General features: G+C 71.4%; 20 protein-coding genes. 14 read left to right on the forward strand and 6 right to left on the reverse strand.

The window, feature by feature from the left end; translation table 11 throughout:
• The first annotated feature begins 176 nt into the window (after positions 1 to 176).
• The 8 genes from AB0F29_RS12225 to AB0F29_RS12260 all read left to right on the forward strand — a co-directional run bounded on the left by AB0F29_RS12225 (position 177) and on the right by AB0F29_RS12260 (position 8,809).
• Positions 177 to 923 carry an enhanced serine sensitivity protein SseB C-terminal domain-containing protein gene (locus tag AB0F29_RS12225; RefSeq protein WP_361871135.1) on the forward strand — a complete coding sequence of 249 codons (747 nt, stop codon included), beginning with the start codon at positions 177 to 179 and terminating at the stop codon, positions 921 to 923.
• A 253-nt stretch (positions 924 to 1,176) separates the two neighbouring features.
• Positions 1,177 to 2,847 (forward strand): ABC transporter substrate-binding protein, encoded by a 1,671-nt coding sequence (locus tag AB0F29_RS12230; RefSeq protein WP_361870562.1) that lies wholly within the window; start codon positions 1,177 to 1,179, stop codon positions 2,845 to 2,847.
• An 85-nt stretch (positions 2,848 to 2,932) separates the two neighbouring features.
• A complete protein-coding gene (locus tag AB0F29_RS12235; protein ID WP_361870565.1) occupies positions 2,933 to 3,937 on the forward strand; it encodes an ABC transporter permease in 1,005 nt (334 codons plus the stop codon).
• 1 nt (position 3,938) lies between these two features.
• Positions 3,939 to 4,901 carry an ABC transporter permease gene (locus AB0F29_RS12240; protein ID WP_361870568.1) on the forward strand — a complete coding sequence of 321 codons (963 nt, stop codon included), beginning with the start codon at positions 3,939 to 3,941 and terminating at the stop codon, positions 4,899 to 4,901.
• A 6-nt stretch (positions 4,902 to 4,907) separates the two neighbouring features.
• Positions 4,908 to 5,900 carry an ABC transporter ATP-binding protein gene (locus AB0F29_RS12245; protein WP_361870571.1) on the forward strand — a complete coding sequence of 331 codons (993 nt, stop codon included), beginning with the start codon at positions 4,908 to 4,910 and terminating at the stop codon, positions 5,898 to 5,900.
• The gene (locus tag AB0F29_RS12250; RefSeq protein WP_361870574.1) at positions 5,897 to 7,159 is read left to right on the forward strand and encodes an oligopeptide/dipeptide ABC transporter ATP-binding protein; all 1,263 of its coding nucleotides are present in this window, start codon (positions 5,897 to 5,899) and stop codon (positions 7,157 to 7,159) included. The genes AB0F29_RS12245 and AB0F29_RS12250 overlap by 4 nt, the downstream gene beginning before the upstream one ends.
• A 29-nt stretch (positions 7,160 to 7,188) precedes the next feature.
• Positions 7,189 to 7,860 carry a trimeric intracellular cation channel family protein gene (locus tag AB0F29_RS12255; protein WP_361870577.1) on the forward strand — a complete coding sequence of 224 codons (672 nt, stop codon included), beginning with the start codon at positions 7,189 to 7,191 and terminating at the stop codon, positions 7,858 to 7,860.
• A 79-nt stretch (positions 7,861 to 7,939) separates the two neighbouring features.
• A complete protein-coding gene (locus AB0F29_RS12260) occupies positions 7,940 to 8,809 on the forward strand; it encodes a thioesterase family protein (RefSeq protein WP_361870580.1) in 870 nt (289 codons plus the stop codon).
• 7 nt (positions 8,810 to 8,816) lie between these two features.
• Here the strand turns inward: AB0F29_RS12260 and AB0F29_RS12265 are convergent, their stop codons facing one another.
• The 3 genes from AB0F29_RS12265 to AB0F29_RS12275 form a co-directional block, all read right to left on the reverse strand.
• Positions 8,817 to 9,638, reverse strand: a complete 822-nt coding sequence (locus AB0F29_RS12265; protein WP_361870583.1) for a MerR family transcriptional regulator — start codon at positions 9,636 to 9,638, stop codon at positions 8,817 to 8,819.
• A gap of 68 nt (positions 9,639 to 9,706) precedes the next feature.
• Entirely contained in the window at positions 9,707 to 10,591 is an 885-nt protein-coding gene (locus AB0F29_RS12270) for a DUF2268 domain-containing putative Zn-dependent protease (RefSeq protein ID WP_361870585.1), read from the reverse strand.
• Between the two features lie 70 nt (positions 10,592 to 10,661).
• Positions 10,662 to 11,288 (reverse strand): TetR family transcriptional regulator, encoded by a 627-nt coding sequence (locus AB0F29_RS12275; RefSeq protein ID WP_361870587.1) that lies wholly within the window; start codon positions 11,286 to 11,288, stop codon positions 10,662 to 10,664.
• A 138-nt stretch (positions 11,289 to 11,426) separates the two neighbouring features.
• Here AB0F29_RS12275 and AB0F29_RS12280 point away from each other — a divergent pair, with 138 nt between their 5' ends.
• The 3 genes from AB0F29_RS12280 (at position 11,427) to AB0F29_RS12290 (ending at position 13,473) form a co-directional block, all read left to right on the forward strand.
• On the forward strand, positions 11,427 to 11,582 hold the full coding sequence (locus AB0F29_RS12280) for a hypothetical protein (RefSeq protein WP_361870590.1): 156 nt from the start codon (positions 11,427 to 11,429) through the stop codon (positions 11,580 to 11,582).
• Positions 11,583 to 11,694: 112 nt separating this feature from the next.
• Positions 11,695 to 12,117, forward strand: coding sequence for a hypothetical protein (locus AB0F29_RS12285; protein ID WP_361870593.1), 423 nt, complete (start codon positions 11,695 to 11,697; stop codon positions 12,115 to 12,117).
• A gap of 186 nt (positions 12,118 to 12,303) precedes the next feature.
• Complete coding sequence (locus AB0F29_RS12290; RefSeq protein WP_361870596.1) at positions 12,304 to 13,473, forward strand: cysteine desulfurase family protein; 1,170 nt, start codon at positions 12,304 to 12,306, stop codon at positions 13,471 to 13,473.
• 9 nt (positions 13,474 to 13,482) lie between these two features.
• On the opposite strand, the gene AB0F29_RS12295 is transcribed toward AB0F29_RS12290, so the two are convergent.
• Positions 13,483 to 14,085 (reverse strand): peptidoglycan recognition family protein, encoded by a 603-nt coding sequence (locus AB0F29_RS12295; RefSeq protein ID WP_361870598.1) that lies wholly within the window; start codon positions 14,083 to 14,085, stop codon positions 13,483 to 13,485.
• Here AB0F29_RS12295 and AB0F29_RS12300 point away from each other — a divergent pair.
• Entirely contained in the window at positions 14,078 to 14,236 is a 159-nt protein-coding gene (locus tag AB0F29_RS12300; protein ID WP_361870601.1) for a hypothetical protein, read from the forward strand. The two genes, AB0F29_RS12295 and AB0F29_RS12300, sit on opposite strands and share 8 nt — an antisense overlap.
• Before the next feature lie 57 nt (positions 14,237 to 14,293).
• Positions 14,294 to 15,430 (forward strand): tRNA 2-thiouridine(34) synthase MnmA, encoded by a 1,137-nt coding sequence (gene mnmA / locus AB0F29_RS12305; RefSeq protein ID WP_361870604.1) that lies wholly within the window; start codon positions 14,294 to 14,296, stop codon positions 15,428 to 15,430.
• Positions 15,431 to 15,481: 51 nt separating this feature from the next.
• Here mnmA and AB0F29_RS12310 read toward each other — a convergent pair whose 3' ends face one another.
• Complete coding sequence (locus AB0F29_RS12310; RefSeq protein WP_361870607.1) at positions 15,482 to 16,285, reverse strand: alpha/beta hydrolase; 804 nt, start codon at positions 16,283 to 16,285, stop codon at positions 15,482 to 15,484.
• A gap of 74 nt (positions 16,286 to 16,359) precedes the next feature.
• Positions 16,360 to 16,695, reverse strand: coding sequence for a DUF427 domain-containing protein (locus AB0F29_RS12315; RefSeq protein WP_361870610.1), 336 nt, complete (start codon positions 16,693 to 16,695; stop codon positions 16,360 to 16,362).
• 103 nt (positions 16,696 to 16,798) lie between these two features.
• Between AB0F29_RS12315 and AB0F29_RS12320 the strand changes: the two genes are divergently transcribed.
• A complete protein-coding gene (locus tag AB0F29_RS12320; RefSeq protein ID WP_361870613.1) occupies positions 16,799 to 17,338 on the forward strand; it encodes a TIGR00730 family Rossman fold protein in 540 nt (179 codons plus the stop codon).
• Positions 17,339 to 17,376: the final 38 nt, after the last annotated feature.

Raw genomic sequence — 17,376 nt, forward strand, 5'->3', positions numbered from 1 at the left:
ACCGTGGCGTCAAGTCGGTGTCAGAAGTGGCGCATAAGCTGGTTTGATGGCGTGGTCGCTCCCGTGCGCCCGGGAGCGCCTGCGCGAACGCGACGGATCGACACGCGACGGATCGACGAGGGGCGGAACCCAGGGTGAGTGCGTCAGGCACTGCGGCGGCCGGGAAGGTCGAGCACATGCTGCGCCAGGTGACCCCCGGGCGTTACGACGCCTACGAGGCGCTGCTCGCCGCGGTCGCCGAGGGCCGGATCTGGATGCTGCTCTGGCACGGCACGGCGGGCTCACCGGATGCCCAGTACGGGAACATGGAGATCGACGGCCTGGGCTACGCCCCCTGCGTCACCTCCGCCCAGGAGCTCTCCGCCAGTGGCTGGAACCGGGCCCACGAGCTGGTCACCGGACGCGACATCGCCCGCGCCCTGTTCCCCGACCGCTGGGGCATCTGGCTCAATCCGCACGCCCCCGGCGGCGGCGTCGGCATTCCCTGGCTCGACCTGCGGCGCATCGCCACCGGCCTGGACCGGCTGCCCGCCGGACCGCTCCGGCTCTCCGACCCCGCCATCGAACTCCCCCAGTTCTACGCCCTGCTCACCCAGAACGCCCACCGCACCCCCGCGATCCGCTCCCTCCGCCGCGCCTGGGTGCACCCCGCGGTCGGCGTCCCGTATCTCGCGATCGGCCTCGACCTCTACGACGCCGGCCGCGCCGCCGTCGCATCGGTGCGGGAGATGATGCGGCAGTCGGTCGGCGCGGTCCCCGAGGGGCTGCCCGTCTCCACCGTCGCCCTGTCCGACGAGTACGACCCGGTCGGCATGTGGCTGCGCGCGAACGCCCGCCCCTTCTACGACCGCGAGGCCCACGCCCCCGCCGGCCCGCCGCCCCTCGCCGCCCCCGGATACGGCTACCCGCCCCAGCCCCGCTGACCGCTCCGAGCGGCACCCCGGCCTGTCGCCCGGAACATGCCGGGCTCGCGGTGTCCTGGTCACCCTCCGTCGAACACCCCACGATGCCGGGCTTGTTACTTGCCCACGTGAGGATGTCCCGGAACTGGACGGTTTGGTAACTGTCCGGGTCTCGACTAGGTCTCACCGCTATCCGGACTGTTCTCTTGCGGCAGGCACCGTCTGTAGTGTGCGGCCATCAAACCTCACCACATGGCGAACCAGGGGTGGACCCATGCGAATATTCAAGTCCCGGGCTGTCCGGGCGGTCACGACAGCGGTCGCTGTCGCTCTGATCGCCACGGGCTGTTCCAGCGAGCGGGACGAGGGCGGCTCCAAGGGGGGCGACAAGGACACCTTCGTCTTCGCCGGAGCCGGTGACCCCGGTTCCCTCGACCCGGCCCTCGCGAGCGACGGCGAGACGTTCCGCGTCACCCGGCAGGCCTTCGAGGCGCTCCTGGAGCACGAGCCCGGTGGGAGCAAGCTCGTCGGCGGCCTCGCCGAGAAGTGGTCGAGCGACCCGGCCGGCAAGGTCTGGACGTTCAACCTGCGCCAGGGCGTGAAGTTCCACGACGGCGAGGCGTTCAACGCCGCCGCGGTCTGCGCGAACTACGACCACTGGTTCAACTGGAAGGGCACGTACCAGTCCAGCGCGGTCTCCTACTACTGGCAGACCATCATGGGCGGGTTCGCGAAGAACGAGGACGCCGAGGCGCCCAAGCCCAACTACAAGTCCTGCACCGCCAAGGACGACAACACGGCCGTCATCGAGGTGAACGAGCCCTCGGCGAACCTGCCGGGCGGGTTCTCCCTCCAGGCGCTGGCGATCCACTCGCCGAAGGCCATCAAGGAGTACGAGAAGCAGGACGCGACCGCCAAGGGCGACGCGATCACGTACCCCAAGTACAGCCAGGAGGCCGGCACGGTCGCCGGCACCGGACCGTACAAGATCACGAAGTGGAACAAGGGGAACAAGGAAGTCTCCCTCACGCGCTTCGACGGCTACTGGGGCGACAAGGCCAAGGTGAAGAACCTGGTCTTCCGCACCATCTCCACCGAGGAGACCCGCCGCCAGGCGCTCCAGGCGGGTGACATCGACGGCTACGACCTGGTCGCGCCGGCCGATGTGACGACGCTGGAGAAGGAGGGTTACGAGGTCCCGACCCGTGACGTCTTCAACATCTTCTACCTCGGCATGAGCCAGTCGGCGAACCCGGCGCTGAAGAAGCCCGAGGTCCGTCAGGCGATCACGCACGCCATCGACCGCGAGAACCTCGTCAACACCCAGCTGCCCGAGGGCGGCAAGGTCGCGACCCAGTTCATGCCCGACACGGTCGCCGGCTACTCGGACAAGGTGAAGACGTACCCGTTCGACACCGCCAAGGCGAAGGACCTCCTCAAGCAGGCCGGTGCGGAGAAGCTCACCATCGACTTCTGCTACCCGACCGAGGTCACCCGCCCGTACATGCCTGCCCCGCAGGACATGTTCGAGCTGATGAAGGCCGACCTGGAGAAGGCCGGCATCACCGTCAAGCCGAAGGCCATGAAGTGGGCCCCGGACTACCTGGACGCCACCGAGGCGGGGTCCTGCGCCCTGCACATGCTCGGCTGGACCGGTGACTTCAACGACGGTTACAACTTCATCGGCACCTGGTTCGCCGGGCCCGACAAGCAGTGGGGCTTCAAGGACCAGAAGGTCTTCGACGCCGTGAACGCCGCCTCCAAGGTCACCGACCCGGCCGCCCGCACCGCGGCGTACCAGAAGGCCAACGAGGCGATCGCGGAGTACGTCCCGGGCGTGCCGATCTCGTCGTCGCCGCCAGCCATCGCGTTCGCCAAGAACGTCAACCCGCCGAAGGTCTCCCCGCTGACGCAGGAGAACTTCGCCGAGGTCTCCTTCAAGTAATCGCACACCAGCGGGTCCGCCCGGCCACAGCAACCAGGTGGCCGGGCGGACCCGCATCGACGCACGTGAGAAAGGGGCATGCGGGGTGCTGCGACTCGTCGTCAGAAGACTTCTCCAGCTCATTCCCACCCTGCTCGGCCTGTCGGTCCTGCTGTTCCTCTGGCTGAACCGACTGCCCGGCGGACCCGCCTCAGCGATCCTGGGCGAGCGGGCCACCGAAGCCGAAGTAGCGAGGATCAACAGGGCACTCGGGCTCGACGAGCCGGTCCACGTCCAGTACTGGCGGTTCCTCAAGCGCATCTTCGAGCTCGACCTCGGAACCTCCACCCAGACCGGCCAGCCGGTGTGGGACGAATTCACCCTGCGCTTCCCGGCCACCGTGGAGCTCAGCGTCGCCGCGATCCTGATCGCCGTGGTCGTCGGCATCCCGATGGGCTACCTGGCGGCCAAGCACCGCGGCGGCTGGCTGGACGTCGCCTCCGTCTCCGGATCGCTGCTCGGCATCTGCATCCCGGTGTTCTTCCTGGCCATGCTGCTGCGCGGGATCTTCTCCGTGGAGCTGGGCTGGTTCCCGAGCCAGGGCCGGCTCGACACCGGCATCAACGCCACCGACGTCACCGGATTCGCCGTCCTGGACGGCTTGTTGACCGGAGAGTTGGACGCCAGCTGGGACGCGCTCATGCACTTGGTCCTGCCCGCCGTCGCCCTCGCCTCGATTCCGCTCGCCGTCATCGTCCGGATGACCCGCGCCAGCGTCCTGGAGGTACTCGGCGAGGACTACATCCGCACCGCCGAGTCCAAGGGCCTCGACAAGAGGACCGTCCGCGGGCGCCACGTACTGCGCAACGCCCTGCTGCCCGTGATCACCGCGGTCGGCCTGCTGACCGGCAGTCTGCTCTCCGGCGCGGTGCTCACCGAGTCCGTCTTCGACTTCGGCGGCATCGGCTCCTTCATCCGTACCGCGATCGACGGCCGCGACTACCCGGTCCTCGTCGGGTTCATTCTCTTCATCGCGATGGTGTACGTGCTGATCAACCTGCTGGTCGACCTCGCGTACAGCATCATCGACCCGAGAGTGCGGGTGCACTGACGTGACGATCCTGACCAACAAAGCAGACAAGATCGACCGTCTCGCCGAGCTCACCCAGAGCTCCGAGACCGTCACCGGCACCAGCCTGTGGCGCGAGGCGTTCCGCCGGATGCGCTCCAGCAAGATGGCGATCATCGGCGCGGCGATCATCGCCGCGTTCGTTCTCGTCGCCATCGTCGGACCGATGCTGGCCCCGCACGGAGCCACCGCGCAGAACTGGCGCAGCGAGGTCTTCCCCAACCAGGGCAAGTTCATCGGCATGCGCGGCGAGAACTGGTTCGGCCTGGACCACCTGGGCCGCGACATGTTCTCCCGCTGGCTCGTCGGGGCCCGGCAGACGCTGCTCGTCGGTGTCGTCTCCATGCTCATCGGACTGATCATCGGCGCGCTGGTCGGTGTGGGCTCCGGAGCCGCCGCCACCCTCGGCGGCAAGGTCGGCCAGCGCGTCGACACCGTGATCATGCGTTTCACCGACATCATGCTGTCGCTGCCCTCGCTGCTGCTCGCGGTCTCCATCGCCGCAGTCCTCGGCCAGTCGCTGACCACCGTGATGATCGCCGTGGGTGTCGTCCAGATCCCCATCTTCGCCCGCCTGCTGCGCGGTTCGATGCTGGTCCAGGGCGGTGCGGACTACGTGCTCGCCGCCAAGGCGGTCGGCATCCGGCGCAAGCGGATCGTGTTCACGCAGATCCTGCCGAACTCGCTGAGCCCGGTGATCGTCCAGGCCACCCTGAGCCTGGCCACCGCGATCATCGAGGCCGCGGCCCTCTCCTACCTGGGCCTCGGCAACCCCGACCCGGCCGTTCCCGAGTGGGGCGTGATGCTCTCGCAGGCGCAGCGCTTCTTCGACAACGAGCCGATGATGGCCGCCTACCCGGCCGTCGGGATCATCATCACCGCCCTCGGCTTCACCCTGCTCGGCGAGGCCATGCGCGAAGCCCTCGACCCGAAGTTGCGAGGCTGAAGTCCCGTGTCACTGCTCTCCGTTGAGGAACTCAGCGTCACCTTCACCGCCCGTGGCCGCAAGGACGCCACGGCCGTGGACGGTGTCTCCTTCGAGGTCGACCAGGGCCAGGTCGTGGGCCTGGTCGGCGAGTCGGGCTGCGGCAAGTCCGTCACCTCGCTCGCCCTGATGGGGCTGCTGCCCCGCAAGGGCGTGCGCGTCGGCGGCCGTGCCGAGTTCGACGGCCAGAACCTGCTGACCATGAACGAGCGCAAGCTCCGCGATCTGCGCGGCAGCCAGCTCGCGATGATCTTCCAGGATCCGCTCTCCTCGCTGAACCCGGTCGTTCCCGTCGGGATCCAGGTCACCGAGATCCTCCAGCGCCACCGCGGGCTGAAGGGCGAGAAGGCCCGCAAGGAAGCCGCGTCCCTGCTCGACCGGGTCGGCATCCCCGACCCGGACCGGCGGCTCAAGGAGTACCCGCACCAGCTCTCCGGCGGTATGCGCCAGCGGGCGCTGATCGCCATGGCGGTCGCCTGCGCGCCCCGTCTGCTGATCGCCGACGAGCCGACGACGGCACTCGATGTGACCATCCAGGCGCAGATCCTGGAGCTCCTGAAGGAGCTGGTCGACCAGGAGGGCACCGCCCTGCTGATGATCACGCACGACCTCGGCGTCGTCGCCGGCCTCTGCGACGAGGTCAACGTCCTGTACGCGGGACGGGCGGTGGAATCGGCGGGCCGCCGCGAGCTGTTCGCCCACCCCACCCACCCGTACGCGCACGGGCTGCTCGGCTCCATCCCGCGGCTGGACGCGCCGCGCGGCGAGCCGTTGCACCCGATCCGCGGGTCCATCAACGACAAGATCGCCTGGGCCGACGGCTGCGCGTTCGCACCCCGGTGCGACCACTACACGATGGAGTGCCTCACCGGCACTCCCGAACTGACCGAACCACGCACGGCCGGACACCAGGTGCGCTGCGTCAACCCGGTCCTGCCCAAGGCGGAGGTCCCGGCATGAGCCTTCTCGAACTGGACGGCGTCAAAGTCCACTTCCCGGTCAAGAAGGGCCTCCTCTTCGACCGTACGGTGGGCCACGTCTACGCGGTCGACGGCGTCTCGCTGAGCGTCGAGGCCGGTCAGACGTACGGGCTGGTCGGCGAGTCGGGCTGCGGCAAGACGACGCTCGGCCGCGCGGTCCTGCGGCTGAACGACATCACCGAGGGCGCGGTCGTCTTCGACGGCACCGACCTGGCAAAGCTGCCCTCCGAGGAGATGCGGGCCTTCCGCCGCCGTCTCCAGATGGTCTTCCAGGACCCGCTGGGGAGCCTCAACCCCCGGCAGAACATCGAGTCCATCCTCGCCGAGGGCATGGCCGCCCACGGCATCGGGAAGGACGCGGCGGAGCGCCGGAAGAAGATCGAGTCCATCCTCGCCAAGGTCGGCCTGCCGTCCAACGCGATGTCCCGCTACCCGCACGAGTTCTCCGGCGGCCAGCGCCAGCGCATCGGCATCGCCCGCGCGCTGGTGCTGGAGCCGGACGTGATCATCTGCGACGAGCCGGTGTCCGCGCTGGACGTCTCGGTCCAGGCGCAGGTGATCAACCTGCTGGAGGAGCTCCAGGAGTCCCTCGGCCTGACCTACCTGGTCATCGCGCACGACCTCGCCGTGGTCCGGCACATCTCGGACGTCATCGGGGTGATGTACCTCGGCGGGCTCGTCGAGGAGGCCCCGAGCGACGCGCTGTACGCGGGGCCCCGGCACCCGTACACCAAGGCGCTGATGTCGGCGGTCCCCGTGCCCGACCCCGAGGTCGAGGACCGCCGCGAGCGGATCCTCCTCCACGGCGACCTGCCCTCCCCGGCGAACCCGCCGACCGGCTGCCGGTTCCACACCCGCTGCCCGTGGGTGCAGGAGACCAAGTGCGCCACGGAGCGCCCGCCGCTGCTGGACACCGGCGACGGGCACAAGGTGGCCTGTCACTTCACGGCCGAGATCGAGGCCGGGACGGTGAAGCAGACCCTGGCCACCGGCATCGAGGCGGTCACCGGTACGGAGACGGTGGCGGCCGAAGCGGTGGAGACCGCGGAGGGCGAGGCCGGGACCGAGGCTCCCGTGAAGGAGCCCGCGACCGTACCGGCCCAGGCCGACGCGGACGCCACGGAGAAGGCCGCGGCCGTACCGGCCCAGGCCGACGCGGAGGCCAAGGAGAAGGCCGCGGCCGCCACCGAAAAGGTTGCGGACGCCACGGAACGGACGGAGGGCGGCCCGAAGGCCTAGGGAGCGCCCGACACCGGCACAATTGCCCGGTGCTCACCGAACTGTTCACGCCCTCCGTCCAGCATGCGCTCGACCTCGTCGGGATCTTCGTCTTCGCGATCTCGGGCGCCCTGCTCGCCGTCCGCAAGAACTTCGACGTCTTCGGCATCGCGGTTCTCGCGGAGGTGACAGCGCTGGGCGGAGGGCTGTTCCGTGACGTGATGATCGGCGCGATCCCACCCGCCGCCTTCACCGACCTCGGCTACTTCACCACCCCGCTGTTCGCCGCCGTCCTGGTCTTCTTCCTCCACCCGCACGTGGAGCGCATCCAGGTCGGCGTCAACGTCTTCGACGCGGCGGGGCTCGGCCTGTTCTGCGTGACCGGCACGGTGAAGGCGTACGAGTACGGCCTCGGGCTCACCGCCTCGGCGGCGCTCGGCCTGGCCACCGCGGTCGGCGGCGGTGTGCTGCGCGACGTGCTGGCCAACGAGGTGCCCTCCCTGCTGCGCTGGGACCGCGACCTGTACGCGGTGCCCGCGATCGTCGGCGCGACCATGGTCGCCCTGTGCATCCAATTCGACACCCTCAACGCCCTGACCAGCGGGATGGCGGTGATCGCCGCGTTCGCCCTGCGGCTGCTGGCGCTGCGCTTCCACTGGCGGGCGCCTCGCGCGTACAACCGCTCCTCCGCCCGCGCCGAGAAGGGCTCGGCGGCCACCTAGCAGGCCGGAGTCTTTCGTATGGTGATCCGACCCACAAAAAGCTACCGCTCAGTAGCGAGGTCCATGTACCGTGCATGCCATGGCACAGGCAGCGACTGAGGCGGCGCAGACCGCACGGGCAACCATCGGCGACAGCGAGTTCGACCGGGACACCGCGGTCATCCTGCGCGAGGACGGGGTCTACGACGCCGAGCTCTCCGCGGGCTGGACCATCATCCACGCCGTCAACGGCGGCTATCTGCTGGCCCTGCTCGGCCGGGCCCTGGGCGATGCGCTGCCGCACTCCGACCCGTTCTCCGTCTCGGCGCACTACCTCACCGCCTCCGCGCCCGGCCCGGCCGTGATCCGCACCCAGGCCGTCCGCACCGGCCGCACCCTCTCCACGGGCCAGGCCTCCCTCTTCCAGTACGCCGAGGACGGCAGCGAGATCGAACGCATCCGGGTCCTGGCCACCTACGGCGACCTGGACGCGCTCCCCGACGACGTCCGCACGACGGCCCTGCCGCCGGCCATGCCCGACCGGGACCACTGCCTCGGCCCGAGCGACGGCGCGCCGAACATTCCCGGCAGCTCCGCCATCACCGACCGCCTGGACATCAAGCTCGACCCGGCGACCGTCGGCTGGGCCGTCGGAGCCCCGTCCGGCAAGGGCGAGATGCGCGGCTGGTTCGGCCTGGCCGACGGCCGGGACCCGGACCCGCTGTCGCTGCTGCTGACCGTGGACGCCCTGCCGCCGACCTCGTTCGAGCTGGGCCTGGCCGGCTGGACCCCCACCGTCGAGCTGACCGCCCACATCCGCTGCCGCCCCGCCCCGGGCCCGCTGCGCGTCTCCATCGCCACCCGCAACCTCGCGGGCGGCTTCCTGGAGGAGGACGCGGAGGTCTGGGACAGCGCCGACCGCCTCGTCGCCCAGTCCCGCCAGCTGGCCAAGGCCCCGCGCGCTTCCTGAGGCCCCTTCACTCCCAGACCGCGGACTCCGGATCGACGCCGTGGGCCCCGGCGTTCGCGGCGATCACCTCGCACAGCCAGCCGCCGAGCCCCGGCGCGATCGCGTCGTAGTGCGCGACGTAGCCGGGGTCGGTGGCATACGTCCGGCCGATGCAGACCTGCATGGCGTACGTGCAGTCGAAGTACGTCGAGATCTGCGCGCGGTGCCGCTCCGCGAGGGCGTCCGCGACCTGTGACCCGGGAGCGACGCCCGTACGGTACGCGGTGGCGAGGTCGGCGTTCAGGGCCTCGACGGACGCCGCCACGCCCTTCCAGTCCTCGCGACTCATCCGGGCCGCCCGCTCCGCGTACTGCGCCCACTGCTCCGTGCCGCCCCAGCGCTCCTCGGCCTCCTCGGTCCGGGCGGGCTCCCAGTCGGCCCCGAAGATCTCCACCTGTTCCTCGGGCGTCAGCCGGATCCCCGGCTTCGACTCCAGCAACATGCGGTCCACCGCGCCCACCATCCGCTCCAGCCGGGAGATCCGCTCCGCGAGCTGCCCCCGCTGCCGCCGCAGATGCTCGCGCGCGTCGACCTCCGGGTCGTCCAGGAGGCGCCCGATCGCGGCGAGCGGGATGCCGATCTCCCGGTAGACGAGGACGCGGTGGAGCCGGGCGACGTCATCGTCCCCGTACACCCGGTACCCGGCCCTCGTGCGCCCGCCCGGCCGCACCAGGCCGATCGCGTCCCAGTGGTGCAGCGTCTTCACACTGACCCCGACGAGCCCGGCCGTCCGGCCGACGGTCAGGCCGTCAGCGGGCGGTTCCTCGGGGCCCCGGTCCTCGCTCCTCATCGGTCCAGTCTCCCGGAGCCGGAGCCGGAGCCGGAGCCGGAGCCGGAGCCGGAGGTCCCCGGGCCCGGTCACGCGGTGGTCGTCACGCCCGCGTGTCCGAGAACCTCACGCGCGGGCACGGCGACGCTCGCGGCGGCGGTCAGCCCGGAGGCCGCGAGGTGGGCGTCGGCGAAGCGGAGCCCGGCCGCGTAGCCGGCGAAGTCCGGCAGCCCGACCGGATCCTGCCCCAGTTGGAGGGCGGTGCGGTCGCCAAAGACGTACGGGGACAGGTTCTGCATGCCCGCGACGTCGATCCCGGCCGCCACCTTCGCGCAGGCGTCGTCCAGCTCCGCGCCGGACAGCGAGGTCGCCCAGGGGCCCATGGCGTCCTCGCCCGCCAGCTCCCGTACGAAGGCCTCGGCCAGCCCCTCGGCCACGACCTGCTCGCCGACGGTGACCGCCATCGGGTCCCAGTCCACGTTGGCGTAGCGGACGTTGTGGTGCAGCTCGTGGGCGGCGGCGTGCTCGATCTTGGCGAGGCCGGTCGCGGTGGGCCACATCATCAGCAGGATCGCGCCCGGGATGCCGCCCAGGCCGAAGTAGCCCTGGTTGAGGCGCATCATCGGGTCGTCCGGGTCGCCGAGGACGAGAACCACGTGCACGGTACCGGCGGTCCGCGCACCGGGCGCCGCCGCGCCCAGCCGGTCCCGTGCGGCGGCGAGGGAATCCTCGATCCGCTGCCACACCCGGGCCTCCCGCATCCGCTCCAGGGCCTCCCGGTGGCGGGAGTCGTCCCGGTCGAGCGGGAACCCGCTGCCCGCGCGGTGCCTCTCGACGAGGTCCCCGACCCCCACCCGGCCCATCACCTCCTGCAACGGGGCGAGCATCTCCCGCAGGGCGTCGGGTCGTTGAGCTATGGGGCGGCGCAGGAGGTCGAGGTGGGCGGAGGCGGTGTCATGGACGACGATCTTCATACCCGGGGACCGTAGAGCCTCCTGTTACGGGAGGGTCAAGGGCGGCCGGGGCGGTCATGGCCCGGTGCGGTCACCTCTCGTCCAGCCAGTGCTCGCGGCCGATCGAGACCAGCCGCAGCCGACGCCGGGCCACCCGGACGACCTCCCGCTCACCCCCCGGACCGGCCTCCAGCAGGGCCGACGCGGTGATCACCATGTGGTCCACATAGAGGCCGCCCAGCATCAGCAGGTCCTCCGTGCTCCACCCGGCCGACCCCGGCTCCTCGCGCAGAGCGAGCGCCACCTCCTCCGCGAACCGCAGCAGTTGGGCGCCGATGGCCACGCGCACCGGTCCCACGCCGCCGTGCTGCTCACGGGCGATGAACCGGAAGTGCGCCGGCTGCGCACCGACATGACGGGCTATCACCTCCACGCTGCGGTCCAGCCGCTCCTCGCTGTCACCCGTCTCCGCGAGCACCGCGCCGATGAGCCCGTGCAGGCTGCCCAGGGTCTCCTCGACGAGGGCGACGCCGAGCGCGGCGGTGTCCTCGAAGTGCCGGTAGAAGGCCGTCGGGGTGACCCCTGCGGCCCGGGTGACCTCCCGCAGTCCCAGGCTGCTCAGGCTCTGGTGCTCCAGCAGGACGAGTGCCGCGTCCAGGAGGGACTGGCGTGTCCTGAGCTTCTGGGCCTGGCGGACTCCGGCGGGGGTGTGACTCATGCCATTCAGTAAACAACCGTTCTCCGGGTCGAGGAAGGGGCTCGGGGTTTAGGCTCAGTAGTCAGTGAACACTCGTACTCCGAATGGTTACCCCGCAACCGCCGAACGGTATTCGTCGTCGCACAGAGAGGTTCCGTCGTGCTCTTCCTCGTCGCCGCGCTGCTTCTGCTGGGCATCGTCCTCGGGGCGGTCGTCCATATCCCGCTGCCGCTCTCCTTGGCCGCCGCGACCGTGATCGGCTGCTGGCTGCTGATCTTCGCCGTACGCGAGCGCGCGTCGCGCCGCCCCCGCTGACCCGACCGCCGTACCCGGAACCCGCGCCCAGAACCCGCTCCCGCTCTTGCTCACCCGCACCCGCACCCGCCGAGCCTGCCGTGTCCCGGACCGATCCGAAGGAGCTCGCACCATGACCCCCACCGACGTCGCCCGCCGCGCGGCCGATGCCGATTCCCAGGCCGACATCGGCGCCGTGACCGATACCGATACCGATACCGATACCGATACCGGTGCCGAGACCGGCGTGGCTTCCGCCCCCGCCCCCGCCCCCGCCCCCGTCGCGGGTGCGGGCGTCGCCGGCGCCCCCCGGGCCATGGGCCGGGAGGCGGACAGTCTGGCCGTCGCCTCGTTCGTCCTCGGCCTCGTCGGGCTGCTGGTCTTCAACGTCCTGCTCGGGCCCACCGCGATCGTGCTGGCGTTGCTGGCCCTGGCCCGCCGCACCAGCCGCCCGGGACGCGCCCGCCTGGGACTCGCCCTGGGCATCGCCGATCTCGCCGTGCTCGCCGTCCTGGTCACCGTCAACGGCACGCTCTCCTGGAGTCTCGGCGGCTGACGCACGACCCCGACGCGGCCCCGCGGGCCGCCCTCCCCGTACCGGATCGGGCTCCGGGCGGGGCTTCCGGCCCGCCTCCGGGCCGGTCCACCGCACCCAAGGCGGGCCGCCCGCGGGCGTGCGCGGGGCCTGGCCGTGACGCGCCCGGCATGCGCCCCACCCCGGGCTCGTAGAATCGGCTCCACCATGGCTTACCTCGACCACGCCGCGACCACCCCGATGCTTCCCGAAGCGATCGAGGCGATGACCGCCCAGCTCTCCGCCACCGGCAACGCGTCCTCACTGCACGCCGCCGGACGCCGGGCCCGCCGTACCGTCGAGGAGTCCAGAGAAGCCCTCGCGGACGCCCTCGGCGCACGCCCCAGCGAGGTGGTCCTCACCTCCGGGGGGACGGAGGCCGACAACCTCGCGGTGAAGGGCCTCTACTGGTCCCGGCGCGACGCCGACCCCCGCCGCACCCGGGTCCTCGCCGGCCCCGTCGAACACCACGCGGTACTGGACGCCGTCGACTGGCTCGCCGAGCACGAGGGCGCGACCGTCGACTACCTCCCGGTCGACCGCCACGGCCGGGTCCACCCCGAAGACCTGCGCGAGGCGATCCTCCGCGACCCCGACGACGTCGCGATGATCACCGTGATGTGGGCCAACAACGAGATCGGCACCATCATGCCGGTCCGTGAACTGGCCGCGGTGGCGGACGAGTTCTCCATCCCCATGCACGCCGACGCGGTCCAGGCCTTCGGTCAGCTGGAGGTCGACTTCGCCCGCTCCGGACTGGCCGCGATGACGGTCAGCGGGCACAAGATCGGCGGCCCGTTCGGCATCGGCGCGCTGCTGCTGGGCCGGGACCACACCCCCGTACCCGTTCTGCACGGCGGCGGCCAGGAGCGGCACGTGCGCTCCGGCACCCTGGACGTGCCCGCCGTCGCCTCCTTCGCGGTCGCCGGACGGCTGGCGGCCGAGCGGCGCGAGCAGTTCGCCCGGCGCGTGGGCTCCCTGCGCGACGACCTCGTGGCCGCCGTGCGCCGGGCCGTGCCGGACGCCGTGCTCGGCGGCGACCCGGATCCGGCCGGACGCCTCCCGGCCAACGCCCACTTCAGCTTCCCGGGCTGCGAGGGCGACTCCCTCCTCCTGCTGCTGGACGCCCAGGGCATCGAATGCTCCACCGGCTCCGCCTGCACCGCCGGGATCGCCCAGCCCAGCCACGTACTCCTGGCCACCGGGACCGATCCGGACCTGGCCCGGGGCACCCTGCGCTTCTCGCTCGGCCACACCTCGACCGAGGACGACGTGAAGGCGCTGGCCGAGGCGATCGGCCCGGCGGTGGAGCGGGCGAGGACGGCCGGGCTCAGCTGACGACAGGACCTACGCCTTCGCCGACGGCGTGGGGGAAGGGCTGGGTGGCGCCGTCGCGGCCCGGCGCACCAGCTCCAGGTACCGGTCCCAGTCCCAGTGCGGGCCCGGGTCCGTGTGGTCGGTGCCCGGCACCTCCACGTGCCCGATGATGTGCTCCCGGTCGACGGGTATGCCGTGCCGCGCGCAGATCGACGCCGTGAGCCGCGCCGAGGACTCGTACATCGCCTTCGTGAGGTCCTTCGGCCGGTCCACGAACCCCTCGTGCTCGATGCCGACGCCGCGCTCGTTGTACGCGCGGTTGCCCGCCTGGTACGCGACGTCGAGCTCGCGGATCATCTGCACCACCCGCCCGTCCTGCCCCACGATGTAGTGCGTCGCGGCCTGGTGGCCGGGGTCCTGGAACACCCGCACCGCACTGGCGAAGCTGCCCTGGGTGACGTGGATGATCACGCGGTCGATCGTGAAGTCGTCCGGCCGGTCCGCCCGCCGCCAGTTCGCCTCCGACGCGGCCACCCAGGTCGCCCCCGCGTAGTCCAGCTCGCCCTCCTTCCGGGGCTTCCCGACCCCGGGCACCTGCCACCACAGGCGCTTGACCTCGTCGCGCGTGAGCACGGCGGCGGTGCCGGCGGCCGCCACCGCACCGCCGCCGATCAGCAGCGCGCGCCGGCTGACGCCGTTCGCCGGCTTCTTCCGCGAAGACGAGCGCGAAGACTTTCCCGAAGGCTTTCGCGCACCCCGGGTGCTTCCGTTGTTCCCCATGTGAGCGTCAACGCATATCCGCGAGCGTTCGGTTCCCGGCGACCCGTACCCTGGAGGAGCTATGACTCAGACTTCCCAGCGCCCCCTGCGTGTCCTCGCCGCGATGTCGGGCGGCGTGGACTCCGCCGTCGCCGCGGCCCGTGCCGTCGAGGCGGGCCACGACGTGACCGGTGTCCACCTCGCCCTGTCCGCGAATCCCCAGTCCTTCCGGACCGGGGCGCGCGGGTGTTGCACCATCGAGGACTCCCGGGACGCCCGCCGCGCGGCCGACGTCATCGGTATCCCGTTCTACGTCTGGGACCTGGCGGAACGCTTCCGCGAGGACGTCGTCGAGGACTTCGTCGCGGAGTACGAGGCCGGGCGCACCCCCAACCCCTGTCTGCGCTGCAACGAGAAGATCAAGTTCGCCGCGCTGCTCGACAAGGCCCTCGCCCTCGGCTTCGACGCCGTGTGCACCGGCCACTACGCCACCGTCGTACTCACCGAGGACGGCAGCCGCGAGTTGCACCGCGCCTCTGACATGGCCAAGGACCAGAGCTATGTGCTCGGCGTCCTGGACGAGAAGCAGCTCGCCCACGCCATGTTCCCCCTCGGCGACACCCTCACCACCAAGGACGAGATCCGCGCCGAGGCCGAGCGCAGGGGCCTGGCCGTCGCCAAGAAGCCCGACAGCCACGACATCTGCTTCATCGCCGACGGCGACACCCAGGGCTTCCTGGCGGACCGCTTGGGCGGCCCGGCCGAGGGCGACATCCTCGACGAGTCCGGTACGAAGCTGGGCACCCACGAGGGCGCTTTCGGCTTCACCATCGGCCAGCGCAAGGGCCTGAAGATCGGCCACCCGGCCCCCGACGGCAAGCCGCGCTACGTCCTCGACATCTCCCCGGTGAACAACACCGTCACCGTCGGCCCCGTCGAGGCCCTCGACGTGACCTCGCTGACCGCCATCAAGCCCCGGTGGTGCGGAACGCCCCCGTCCGGCCCCGGCACGTACACCGCCCAGCTCCGCGCCCACGGCGGCGAGACCGAGGTCACGGCCGAGCTGGTCGGCGGCTCCGAGCTGAACGTGACCTTCACCGAGCCGGTCCGGGGCGTGGCCCCCGGCCAGGCGGTCGTCCTGTACGACGGCACGCGCGTGGTCGGCTCGGCCACCATCGCCACGACGTCCCGTCGCGAGCGGGTGGCGACGGGCGGCTGACGCCGGGGCCCGGCCGGACCGGCCGGAGGGCAGCCCGGCGCGGGAGAAGGCCTATGACGCCTGCCGGTACGCGTACACGTCCTTCGCGAAGAACTCCGCCAGCACCGGGGCGAGCACCTGGGGGGCCACCTCGCGCATCTGGCCCGTCAGCGTGCGGTGCCGGCCGCGCGGCAGCGCCTCGGCCAAGGTCCGGGTCGCCGCGCGCGCCGGAGGGCTGCTGAAGCCGCCGCAGATCACCAGCGTCCGGGCCGCGACGGCCGCGAACCTCTCGACCGGGACCGACCCGTCGCCCAGCAGGGCGTCGTCGTACGCCAGGGTGTGCGCCATCGCCTCCAGCTCCGCCCACAGCGGGGTGCGCCGCATCCGGGCGGCCGTCTCCTCCGCGACACCCGTCATCGACAGGAACAGCTCCACCGCCCCGCCCCGGTCACCGGCCGCCAGCAGCCGGTGCAGCCGGGCCGTGCAGCGGGCCTTGAACAGCAGCCCCGACGCGCCCGGCGTATAGGGCGGCTCGTAGACGGCGAGCAGCTCCACCGACAGCCCGGCGGCGACCGCCTCCAGGGCCAGCGCCCCGCCCGACGACATCCCGAAGACCGACGCGCCCGCCCCGGCGGCCCCGACGACGGCGGCCAGATCCTCGACCTCGCGCGCCACGGAGCAGCGCCCGGCGGCGCCGCTTGCGCCCCGGCCCCGGCGGTCGTAGGTGAGTACCGTGAAGCGCGGAGCGAGCAGGGCGGCCAGCGGGGCGTCGGCCGCCGAGGCGCTCAATGCCCCGCCGACCAGCACCAGCGGCGGGCCGTCGCCCTGGCGTCGGTAGGCGATCGGCGTCCCGTCGGCGGAGAGAATCCTGTCCATGGGAGTGCAGACCGGGGCGGTCGGGGAAACTCATCGTTCCGGCGGAGAAAACTTCACGGAGCCCGTGGCGAGGGTCAGCCGGCCACCGTCTCCGTGGCGTAGAAGCAGAAGTGGTCCTTGATCGCGGCGACTTCGGGCTTCGGGTCCGGATAGGCCCAGACGAGATCGGCGGCCCCGGGCAGCGACCAGTAGGAGGCGTCCCCCTTGAACGGGCAGTGGGTGGAGGTGTCCGACGGGGAGAGCAGGTCGGTGCGGACGTCCTCGGGCGGCAGGTAGTAGCGGACCGGACATCCGGTCTCGCGGAGCACGAGCGGGCGGCGGCTCTCGGCCAGAAGCTGTCCGTCGTGCACCGCCCGGACGTGCTCGGTGCCCGGCTCGACGGTGATGCGGTGTCCTCGCGTGGCAGTCATGCCTGTTTCAGCGGTGTACGGGGCCGTGTTCTTCCCCGTACGCCGAACCTTCCCCACGACGGGTGGCCGAGGAAGTGTCCGAGGCGGGTCGTACGGTTGCCCCATGAACATCTGCGTCTTCCTCTCCGCCGCCGACCTCGACGACCGCTACACCGTGCCTGCCCGGGAGTTCGCCGAGCTGCTCGGCAGGGGCGGGCACACCCTCGTCTGGGGCGGATCGGAGAGCGGGCTGATGAAGGTCGTCGCGGACGGCGTGCAGGCGGCGGGCGGGCGGCTCGTGGGCGTATCGGTCGATTTCCTCGCCGCGAAGGCCCGCACGAACGCCGACGAGATGGTGATCGCGCGTGACCTCGCGGAGCGCAAGGCGCTCCTCCTGGCGAAGGCCGACGCCGTCGTGATCATGGTCGGTGGGACCGGGACGCTCGACGAGGCCACCGAGATCCTGGAGCTGAAGAAGCACGGCAAGCACACCAAGCCGGTCGTCCTGCTGAACACGGCGGGCTTCTACGACGGGCTGCGCCAGCAGTTCCAGCGCATGGAGGACGAGGGCTTCCTGCCCGTCCCCCTGACCGACCTGGTCTTCTTCGCCAAGGACGGCGTCGGCGCGCTTGCCTACCTGGAGGAGTCCGCCGGTCACCAGTGAGGAGTCCGCCGGTCACCGGCGACCAGGTGCGGTCCTAG

Origin of the sequence: Streptomyces sp. NPDC026589 (genome assembly GCF_040638385.1) — a bacterium.
GTDB lineage: Bacteria > Actinomycetota > Actinomycetes > Streptomycetales > Streptomycetaceae > Streptomyces.

Excerpts from the sequence above, each read along its gene's own strand:
- AB0F29_RS12225 (WP_361871135.1), top strand. The coding sequence starts at position 177 with ATGCTGCGCCAGGTGACCCCCGGGCGTTACGACGCCTACGAGGCGCTG.
- AB0F29_RS12230 (WP_361870562.1), top strand. The coding sequence starts at position 1,177 with ATGCGAATATTCAAGTCCCGGGCTGTCCGGGCGGTCACGACAGCGGTC.
- AB0F29_RS12310 (WP_361870607.1), bottom strand. The coding sequence starts at position 16,285 with ATGGACAGGATTCTCTCCGCCGACGGGACGCCGATCGCCTACCGACGC.
- AB0F29_RS12285 (WP_361870593.1), top strand. The coding sequence starts at position 11,695 with ATGACCCCCACCGACGTCGCCCGCCGCGCGGCCGATGCCGATTCCCAG.
- AB0F29_RS12260 (WP_361870580.1), top strand. The coding sequence starts at position 7,940 with ATGGCACAGGCAGCGACTGAGGCGGCGCAGACCGCACGGGCAACCATC.
- AB0F29_RS12290 (WP_361870596.1), top strand. The coding sequence starts at position 12,304 with ATGGCTTACCTCGACCACGCCGCGACCACCCCGATGCTTCCCGAAGCG.
- AB0F29_RS12270 (WP_361870585.1), bottom strand. The coding sequence starts at position 10,591 with ATGAAGATCGTCGTCCATGACACCGCCTCCGCCCACCTCGACCTCCTG.
- AB0F29_RS12250 (WP_361870574.1), top strand. The coding sequence starts at position 5,897 with ATGAGCCTTCTCGAACTGGACGGCGTCAAAGTCCACTTCCCGGTCAAG.
- AB0F29_RS12265 (WP_361870583.1), bottom strand. The coding sequence starts at position 9,638 with ATGAGGAGCGAGGACCGGGGCCCCGAGGAACCGCCCGCTGACGGCCTG.
- AB0F29_RS12275 (WP_361870587.1), bottom strand. The coding sequence starts at position 11,288 with ATGAGTCACACCCCCGCCGGAGTCCGCCAGGCCCAGAAGCTCAGGACA.
- mnmA (WP_361870604.1), top strand. The coding sequence starts at position 14,294 with ATGACTCAGACTTCCCAGCGCCCCCTGCGTGTCCTCGCCGCGATGTCG.
- AB0F29_RS12315 (WP_361870610.1), bottom strand. The coding sequence starts at position 16,695 with ATGACTGCCACGCGAGGACACCGCATCACCGTCGAGCCGGGCACCGAG.
- AB0F29_RS12320 (WP_361870613.1), top strand. The coding sequence starts at position 16,799 with ATGAACATCTGCGTCTTCCTCTCCGCCGCCGACCTCGACGACCGCTAC.